The sequence below is a fragment of the [Borrelia] tanukii genome, assembly GCF_030439725.2.
Taxonomy (GTDB): Bacteria; Spirochaetota; Spirochaetia; order Borreliales; family Borreliaceae; genus Borreliella; species Borreliella tanukii.
This window is the reverse complement of the sequence record NZ_CP179581.1, coordinates 19891-28736: the sequence shown is the minus strand read 5'-3', so window position 1 is coordinate 28736 and position 8846 is coordinate 19891. Positions and strand designations below refer to the sequence as shown.

The window sequence follows — 8846 nt, the reverse complement described above, 5'->3', positions numbered from 1 at the left end:
AATTTATTATTATTTAGTATAAAGTATGAGACAACCTATCTATTAATAATAAGCCTATTTGAAAAGGTTGTCTCTCCAAAGCTCTCTCTTCGATTGCTGAAGGATCGCAAATTATTGAAAAAGAATACTAATTATTGTACGATATTTTTTCCAAAAAGAAAACAACATACTAAAAATGCGCATTCAAGCAACTAAAACGATATTGAAAAAAATTCATCTTCCCCCAAAAACTCCAGAAATTGCATTAATATTATATTATCAAAACTTGATTATTAGGAGGAATATTAATATGAAAAAAATTTTCACATTAATATTAATTTTTAGTTTTCTATCCAATTTAGATGCTAACATGGATAGAAAAACAAAAAAAGAAATAAAAAATAATAACGCATATTCTGAAAAATATCTTTCAAGCGTATCTTTCACCCCAGAATCAGAAATTGGATATTATTCGGGATATTATTCACCATATCCATACATATATCCAAGATACCACCATACATATGATCCTGAATTAATGGCATTTTTCCTTAATATGCTAATTCCTTTGGGAATAGGATCCTTTTCCCAAGGAGATTATATTGGTGGTGGATCAGTACTTGGATTCAGTTTACTGGGAACGGCCCTTATAATAACTGGATTTTTTAATATGCCTGAGCACGATATTAAAGATAAAACAAAACGAATGCCTGGATATATACTAATGGGAACAGGAGCGCTCACACTTTTGACATCTTACATAACATCGCTTATTATTCCATTTACATTTGCAAACAAAGATAAACAAGATAAACAAGATAAAGAAATTGGAAAAAAATTAGGGATTTTTCTTGCGGGTTTTGAGCCTAGTTTTGATATTGGAATAAACGGATTCCAGCTGTCATTTAAAAAAGTTATTAAATAAATACGAGAAAATAAATTTCACAATTTAATTTTAACAAAAAATAACAAAGGATTTTCCACTTATAGTTTCTATGAAATTTAGACGGGGATGAATTTGCTATTTTTGTTAAATTATTTACGCTGCGTTACGTTTATCCATCACGCTTAAATAATTCTCATACCCCTTTATTAAAGATAAAATATAATCTTCTCCTTTTTTGTTTTTCAAGACTTTGAAATCTCTAAGCAATATAGTAAAATCTTCTTTGGTTAGCGAATAAAGACTAGCTACAATGAAATTATTTTCATTTTCTTTTTCTTTTTCTTTAAAAAATTCATCTCCACCTAAAAAATCCAAAATTGCATTAATAATAAATAATTTTATTTATATTTTATTGTAAATTGATCAAATTGGTATATAATATCAATTGATAATAATTATTACAAAGTAATAATTATTATCAATTGAAAAGGATAATATTTTCATGAGAAAAAATTTGTTTTTACACATAATATTAATTTTGGGATTAACGTCTTGTAATCTAAATTCTAAATTACCCAATAATACAGAACAAAAAAAACATAATGAAACAAAAGAAATTGCAAATAATATTCAAGAAAAGCAAAAAACTTTATCCAAAAATTCTAAAAAACAGGAATATGATAATTTAATCGTTCCTATAAGCCCCGAAATACCTTTATTACCACATAATAATGGGGCTGATATACCAAATAATACTTTAATTGAAAATAATCAAAAAAAAGAGATCAAAAAAGAAGACTTGATCCCATACACTAATGAAGAAAAAGAAGCAGATCAAACAATTAAACGTGTAGAGAGTCTCATTACACAATATGGCGGATTCTCTAAATTAGCTGAAGATATTAATAATATTAAAAAGAGATATGTTTCAATAAACTCTGATTTTCAAGATGTAAGAGAAAAAATTTATAATGAATTAACATCACTAAATAAAAATTACAGTATTAATAAAACTAAAATAAAAGAATTAACACAATTGCAAAATAATTTAAAAATAGATCTTGAACTTGAAAACCTCATAAATAAAATTGATATTGCAACACAAGAGATAGAATCTGCCGCTGTATTTTTCAACAAAGCACAGGAAAGTTTAAAAGAAAGTATTATCAAAAGATTAAAGAATAAAAATAGAGTATCTTACGCAGCATCACAACTATCTAGGAAATCTAAAATTGAAGCAGAGGATGTTTTAAATAAATTCGAGTCTCACGGCTACAAAAAAGTTGAGGCAATGGCAAAAAGCAAAGAAATAGAAGAACTTATTGAAAATGCAAAAACTGTTTTAACAAGTCTTATAAATAAGGAAATATATTAGAATATAAGAAAGTCTTCTTTTAAAGAAGACTTTCTTATTATTGGTAAAGAAAATTATATATCTTTAACAAGCAAATACAGTTAAACAAACATTAAAACAAATTTTAACCGGCGGCTTACTTGCTTCAAGCTCGGAATGTAAATAATAATGTGATATTAAATAGGCTTTGTTGAGAACTTTAAATTTAAAAGTGATCAACAAAACCTATTACTAGGTTTTAAATTGACAATTAGGATTGTACTAAAATACAACCACTAATAATTGTACAAAAATTGCTTAAATTTTGCAAGTAATTACTTATGTGCTTTGATTTGTTTTTTTTAAATTTAAATCAGAATACTCTTTAAATATCTGATTTAAATAATCTTTATCGCTAGAAAAAATCTTGTCTAAGAGATACCCCGTAAATTTAGCATTACTTTTATAAAAATCATAACTATCTTTTCTTTTAAGCTGAAATCTTAATGGTTTTATTGAATTTTGTATTGACTTTTTATCGACGACCTCTTTTGATTTTATATTTCTATAAATTTCTATCATTCCCTTGTCTCTAATTTCTTTTATACTTAGATTTCCTTTTAAAACCTGTTCATATATTTTTAAATATAAATAGGCTTGGGTCCTGGCAATTAAAAATTCTTCAATAAAAGACTTGAAACTTACATGCCCGTCAATACGATAAAGTTTTTTGCTTTTTATGTTATACAATATTTCCATTATTTTAATTTTATTTTCAATATCATTAACCATACTCTTTTTTAAAGCATGCTTATAGTTTTCATACTCTTCTTCCTCAGAAATACCCATCAATCCTTCTTCTCTATCATTCAAAATGATTAAATCTTTAGACACGTCTAAAACCTCCTGTGAACTACTAAATGCTAAATACCGTTTGTTCGCTTGCGAACAAACGGCCAAAAATAAAATTAAATGGCTAATATATTATTCAAGGCTTCTAGACATTCTTGATAATAAGGTTCTTTAATATCAGGCTCTTGTAAATTGTTTGTAAAAACCTTCACTTTATTATAAAAATGAACTTTTCCTTTAATATATTTGCCATATTTATCCTTAATTGAATTTTCTATACTTTTAAAAGTATTTCTGTTTTTCATGAATTGATTTTCAATTATGGATATATCAATATCTTTATCTAGATACATTGAAACTTTCTCAATATATTTCATCAAGATAGACAAGCTTTCAACAGAAAATCTTTCAACTTGAATGGGAATAATAAGCTTATTTGTAATATTAAGAGCATTATCTAAAAGCGAATCTAAATTGGGTGGGGTGTCAATTATCACATAATTAAAATTATAATTGGGCAATACCCTTTCTAACCTGTGCTTTAAAAAAAGCTCTTTATAAGAAGTATTCTCTTTATTAAAAAGATGTAAACTAGGATGAGAAGGAATGAGATATACATTGTCATGTATTTTGGTCAAATATTTATCTAAATTAGAATTAGAGTCTTCTTTCAAAAAAGAATAAACATTATTTTTGCTTAAACTTTTTATATACTTAAAAAAATAACTGGTCAAACTATTTTGGGGATCAAAATCTACAAGTAAAACTTTTTTATCAAAGCTTTTTAAAATAAAGCTAAATATGATAGTTAAGACGCTTTTGCCAACACCTCCTTTAATATTTGCAATACTAATTATTTCTGGTTTTTTGTTATCCATTTAGTTATAATACCCCCATTTAACAAATTTTTATTGTAGAATATGTACACTTTGTGTTCTAAATTAATTATTCTTTCTAATAGACTTTGAGCATATTTTTTTTTAAATTTTTCTTTTTTTGTTAAAGCATGAATTGCTTTTATATAACAAAAAACACTTCCTTTTTTGAATCTAAATTCTATGTAATGGATTTTATACATGGGTATGGTTTTGACAGCTTTTGTGATAATATCTTCATATTTAAAAAAAAGTGGCTTTGTTAATCTTTTAAATCCATAAAACATTCCTAAAAATTCATCATTGCTACTTTCTTCAATTCTAAACAAATGGAAACTATTTTTTTTATTTTTATCAAATAAACTTCTTAGTGTAATAAAAAATTTATTTTCGTTTCTTTGATTTATACCAAATGTAAAAAAATCGCTAAATATCTTTGTATGATATACTGTTTTGTTATTTATTTTTTCTGTTTTAATGAAAATATCGTTTTTCTTTTTTAGTAATTCAATTCCCATTTTTTTGGATTTTAGACTTTCTAATACTTGATTCATATTTTAATTGCAAACCCCTTACTTATCATTATGTATTTGATTTTTGATATTTTCTAACCATTCTTTTGTCTTTATTCTTTTATATAAATATTTTTTTTTGTTAGAATTTTCTTTCATTTTATCTAAAAAATTTATGTGTTTGTAACGCAATAAGTTTTTTATTTTTAAACTCATGAAATTAGAATCTTCGTTTTTTGTTTTGTGTAAAGTTTTTTCTTTATTATTTATATATTTTTTATTGTTTATAATATGACTGACATTTTTAGTTGCATTTTTTAGATTAGTAGTTTTAGCTCCTTTGTTTTTGAAATATTTTTTTTGTGCTTCTTTTGTAAATTTATATATTGTGTTAGCATCATGTTCAATAGTATTTTGCTTATCTTTAAGAACGCAGTTTAAATTATTATTACTATATTTATTGACTGAATATCTTATATATGAACCATTTCCCTCCCCCAATCTTAATAAGGTTTTTTTAATAATACTTTTATTACACAACCAGGTTAAATCTTTTCTAAGGGTTCTTAGTGTAACCACTTTAAGTCCATCTTGGGCTAGAAAATAATTTAATGTATTTAAAATAACTTTTTGATTATATTTAATAGTATTTTTCTGAAAATACTTAAGTATTGATAAGATTTTGTAATATCTGATTTGATATTTTTTTAGTGGCTTTACATTGACTTGAATTTTAAGACTAATTGTTTGCATTTTAGACTCCTAACTGTAATTTTTATAATTATACTTATAGTACCACAATTTTCATTAAAAAGTAAATATTTTGAGTGTGAAATACTTTTCTATGTCGATTATATTAGTAGAATATAAGAAAAAGACTATTAACAAAAGTTAATAGTCTTTTTCAAGGTGTTGAAAGTTCAGTAATAAATTACTAACTATCAACATCAATAATTATATACTAGTAATTGTAAAATACAAAGTAATTTGAAAATTTTTTTACATTTTTTTCTACTCTGCCATTCTAAATCCCATTAGATGTTCTTTTGATTTTAGCATTCTAACTAGTTTTTCAGCATCAAGCACATCGCCATTGAAGTTGTAATTGAAATTTTGGACAATTGTTCTATTCTCGCTTTTTTGTAATTTGGCAATTTCTTCTGCAATGATTTTAGCTTCAAGTTTGCGTAGATTTTCATCTATTGGTGCAGGAGTGATTCTTACTAATTCGGGTTGGCCAAATTCACTAGACATTACGCCTGAGTTTGGCATATATGTCGGTCTGTTCGAAATAAATCGTGCACCGCCACGAGCAAGTTTTATCTCTTCAATAGATCCTGCTGATTTTACTGTTGCAATTCTTTTTAGTATTTCATCTAAAATTTTTTGTGTCTTCTCTAAATCAGAAGCCTTGGAAGCAGACAAAAAATAATCAGAAGTATTTACTTTGTCAACCTCGGCCTGTGCTTTGATTCGTTCATTTTCTAGGTTGGAAAGTTTTTTGTGTCTCTCGGTTTCTATTTTCTTATTTTCCTCAGCTTTAGTAAGTTTGGTGGTTTCTATATCTTTTTTTGTTTTGTACTCTGTTTGTACATCGTGTAATCTTTTTTGAAATTCTTCACCGGATATTTGTCCTTTACTTTGTGCTTGTTTTAGAAATTCTATTTCTTTAGAGTATTCATCATCTAATTCACTCAATTTTTCTTTTCTCATTGCAATTTCTGCATCAAATTTCTCTTCAAGCTTTTTTAGTTCAATTTCGCTTCGTTTTTCAAGTTCTTCTAAATCTTTGTCTCGTTGTTCCTCAATTTTTTTAATTCTGGCCTTTTCGGCACCCTTGAACAAGCCCCATACGAACTCTCCGATTTGTATGACAATTTCTGCAATAGCTTGACCCCAAGGTCCACCAAGGGCTGCTGCACCAGCTTTCAACGCATTTTTCCCAAAATCAACCACACCCTTCATTGCACTGTCTGCAGCATACTCAAAGCCTTCAGCACCGGCTTTTTCTCCCACTTCCTGATTCAGAATTTTGCCTGAAAATTCCGTTAATTTGTCTATGTTATCTAAGAATTTGTCATACAAGCTTTTTGCCGTATCTTTAGCTTTCTCAGCCATTTGTTTTAGTGTGTTTTGGTTGGCTTCATTTAGCTTGTCGAATTGTGATTTGTGATCATCCACGAATTTCTTATACATTGCTTGAATTTGGGATGCCATCTTTTCCTCAGCACTTGCTCTTTCTTTTGCTGGAAGTAGCATTGTTTCCCACTCCAAGGCTAGTATTTCTTTTTGCAGAGCTTTTTGAGCCTGGACAAAAGATCGATCCAATGCAGCATTACTATATTCATTAACTTGTTTTTCGAGTGCGGCTACAATTTTCCTGTTAGATTCGTTCAGAGTTGTGAAACTTTTTTCATATTTTTCTACGAACGCTTTGTTCTTTTCATTGATTTCATCATTCAGTTTCTGTAAAGCACTTTCTTGATCTGCATGGGGTAGTGTTAATAGTATTTCTCTTTCACGACTTTCTTTTTCTTCTAGTAACTTTTGGTACTCATTCACAAAATCATAATTAGAGTTATTGAATTCGTTTACTGCTTTTTCAACCCCGACTAAAATTTTCTTGTTCTCCTCCGATAACTCGTCAAAACTCTTGGAGTACGTCTTTAGAAATTTTTGATTTTTGGTTTTGATAGTCTTTTCAAGATTCCTTAAGGCTTTTTCTCGCTCCACGCCGACTTTACTGTAAATTTCCCTTTGGGCAAAAAATATTTCGTCTTGCAATTTCTTATAGTCCTGCTCCATCTGTTTGTTGTAATCGGTTTTTGCATTTGGGTCAACTTTCTTATCTCTTTTGGGTTCGGGGCTGGGAGTGTCTTTTTCATCTTTTTCTTTTTCAGGTTTTTTGGAAAGCCCTACAAATTTTTTAAAGCCTTCCCAGGCTTTGACTGTCAAATCTACTACTTTTTGGATCAATTTGATGATTGGGTCGAACGCAATCTTGAAACCCTCCACAAGCTTTCCAGTAACATATACCACAAGTTCTGTAAGTTTATTAATCAAGTAAATAACCGCAGAGGTGCCTTTTGTCAAAGGTTCCAAAATTCCTTTTATCATGAATTGTTTTACTTTTTCAAATCCAATCATCATTGGCTCTAAAGCTTTCCCAATATCTAAGAAAAGCTTTTCGCTCATTTTAGCAGTTTGTTGTTGAGCTTGGGCTAAAGTTTTTGCTTCTTTAGCGGTATTTCCGTAAAATTTACCACCTTCGCTAGTAGCCTTAGAAAGAGCCTTATTTAAGGCTTCAAACCCTATTTGTCCATCACTTGCTGCCTTATATAATGCCTCTCCAGCTAAACCAGCTTCTTCTGCCAAAATGTCTGTAATGTCAACACCAGCGTCACGAAGCGCATACAAATCTTCTAAATTTACTTGATTACTAGATTCTACACGAGAATATACTTCTGCTAATTTCTCAAGCCCCTCGCTACTTCCACCAGCTGCCTCTCCAAACATTCTAATTCTTTCTTCAACTTCACTTGCAGTTGCACCGTAAGAAAGCATTGTTTTAGTAGCATTAGCAATAGCATCTCTAGTAAAAAGAGTTTCATCGCCAAAAACCCTCATGGATTCTGCTAAAGATTTTCCAAGGTCTTCGTTTCCAAGCATATCAGAAAACGTTGACACTTCTTCGTTGAATTCATCAAGAGCATCCATGGCGCCATCAAAAATTCCACTTATTGTAGAGCCAATTGCTTGTAGAGCCTTTGCAGCTATAATAATTGGGGCAAAAGCTGCCAACATTTGGTTGAATGCTTCACCGGTTTTGTTTGCCAAATTCTTTACATTTCCTAAGCCTTTTCCAACACTTTTTAGAACTTTGCCTATACTTTTCATGCCGCCAGCTTTAGAATTTACAGAATCAACAGAATCTGCAAGAGATTTGAAGTTTTTACTAGCATTCTGCGAACTTTTGTTTAGCGCTTTCTCTAGATTGGATCCAGATTTAGCAGATTTTTCTAATTTTGACTTCAAATCATCTAGACTTGCAAATTTTTGTTCTGCAATTTTTTTTAGCGTTTCTGCTATTGCGTCCAGCTTTTCATTGTTTTTGATTGACATTGATAATGGAATAATGATTTCGTCAAGTTTCATTTTCTCATGCTCTCGCTTTCAAGATTTTTGATGTAAAGGTTCAGTTCGTTAAGAATTAACACAAACCAGTAATTTTGCTCAAAAAGGCCGCCACTATAAGGCAAACTTCCAATATTTCTTGAAAGTAATGCCTGATTGAGTAAATGTAGAATTGCGTCTTCATTATGTTTTATCCAAGGAAGTTCCTTTTTCATATCTATTAGCAATTCTGAATCGAGTCGGTCCGCATATTTGAGCACTTGGTCATAGTGATC

The 8846-nt window shown here is 29.1% G+C and carries 8 protein-coding genes and 1 pseudogene; 2 read left to right on the top strand and 7 right to left on the bottom strand.

Translation table 11 applies throughout. The annotated features are described in order from the left end of the window. Positions 1–289: 289 nt before the first annotated feature. Positions 290–904, top strand: coding sequence for a P13 family porin (locus QIA27_RS05405; RefSeq protein ID WP_418906292.1), 615 nt, complete (start codon positions 290–292; stop codon positions 902–904). Positions 905–1018: 114 nt separating this feature from the next. Here QIA27_RS05405 and QIA27_RS05400 read toward each other — a convergent pair. Continuing rightward, positions 1019–1225: pseudogene (locus tag QIA27_RS05400) on the bottom strand (hypothetical protein); the annotation flags it as partial. Positions 1226–1367: 142 nt separating this feature from the next. Between QIA27_RS05400 and QIA27_RS05395 the strand changes: the two are divergent. Further along, a complete protein-coding gene (locus tag QIA27_RS05395; RefSeq protein ID WP_418906291.1) occupies positions 1368–2240 on the top strand; it encodes a P12 family lipoprotein in 873 nt (290 codons plus the stop codon). Positions 2241–2537: 297 nt separating this feature from the next. Here QIA27_RS05395 and QIA27_RS05390 read toward each other — a convergent pair whose 3' ends face one another. The 6 genes from QIA27_RS05390 to QIA27_RS05365 all read right to left on the bottom strand — a co-directional run bounded on the left by QIA27_RS05390 (position 2538) and on the right by QIA27_RS05365 (position 8831). Next, positions 2538–3092 carry a chromosome replication/partitioning protein gene (locus QIA27_RS05390; RefSeq protein ID WP_418885569.1) on the bottom strand — a complete coding sequence of 185 codons (555 nt, stop codon included), beginning with the start codon at positions 3090–3092 and terminating at the stop codon, positions 2538–2540. A gap of 74 nt (positions 3093–3166) precedes the next feature. Further along, positions 3167–3928, bottom strand: coding sequence for a ParA family protein (locus QIA27_RS05385; RefSeq protein ID WP_073999355.1), 762 nt, complete (start codon positions 3926–3928; stop codon positions 3167–3169). Continuing rightward, on the bottom strand, positions 3904–4479 hold the full coding sequence (locus QIA27_RS05380; RefSeq protein ID WP_418885570.1) for a DUF226 domain-containing protein: 576 nt from the start codon (positions 4477–4479) through the stop codon (positions 3904–3906). Before QIA27_RS05380 ends, QIA27_RS05385 begins: the two co-directional genes overlap by 25 nt. 18 nt (positions 4480–4497) lie before the next feature. Then, a complete protein-coding gene (locus QIA27_RS05375) occupies positions 4498–5190 on the bottom strand; it encodes a plasmid maintenance protein (RefSeq protein WP_418885571.1) in 693 nt (230 codons plus the stop codon). Between the two features lie 258 nt (positions 5191–5448). After that, positions 5449–8592, bottom strand: coding sequence for a tape measure protein (locus QIA27_RS05370; RefSeq protein ID WP_418906290.1), 3144 nt, complete (start codon positions 8590–8592; stop codon positions 5449–5451). After that, on the bottom strand, positions 8589–8831 hold the full coding sequence (locus tag QIA27_RS05365; RefSeq protein WP_325064222.1) for a hypothetical protein: 243 nt from the start codon (positions 8829–8831) through the stop codon (positions 8589–8591). The genes QIA27_RS05370 and QIA27_RS05365 overlap by 4 nt, the downstream gene beginning before the upstream one ends. Positions 8832–8846: the final 15 nt, after the last annotated feature.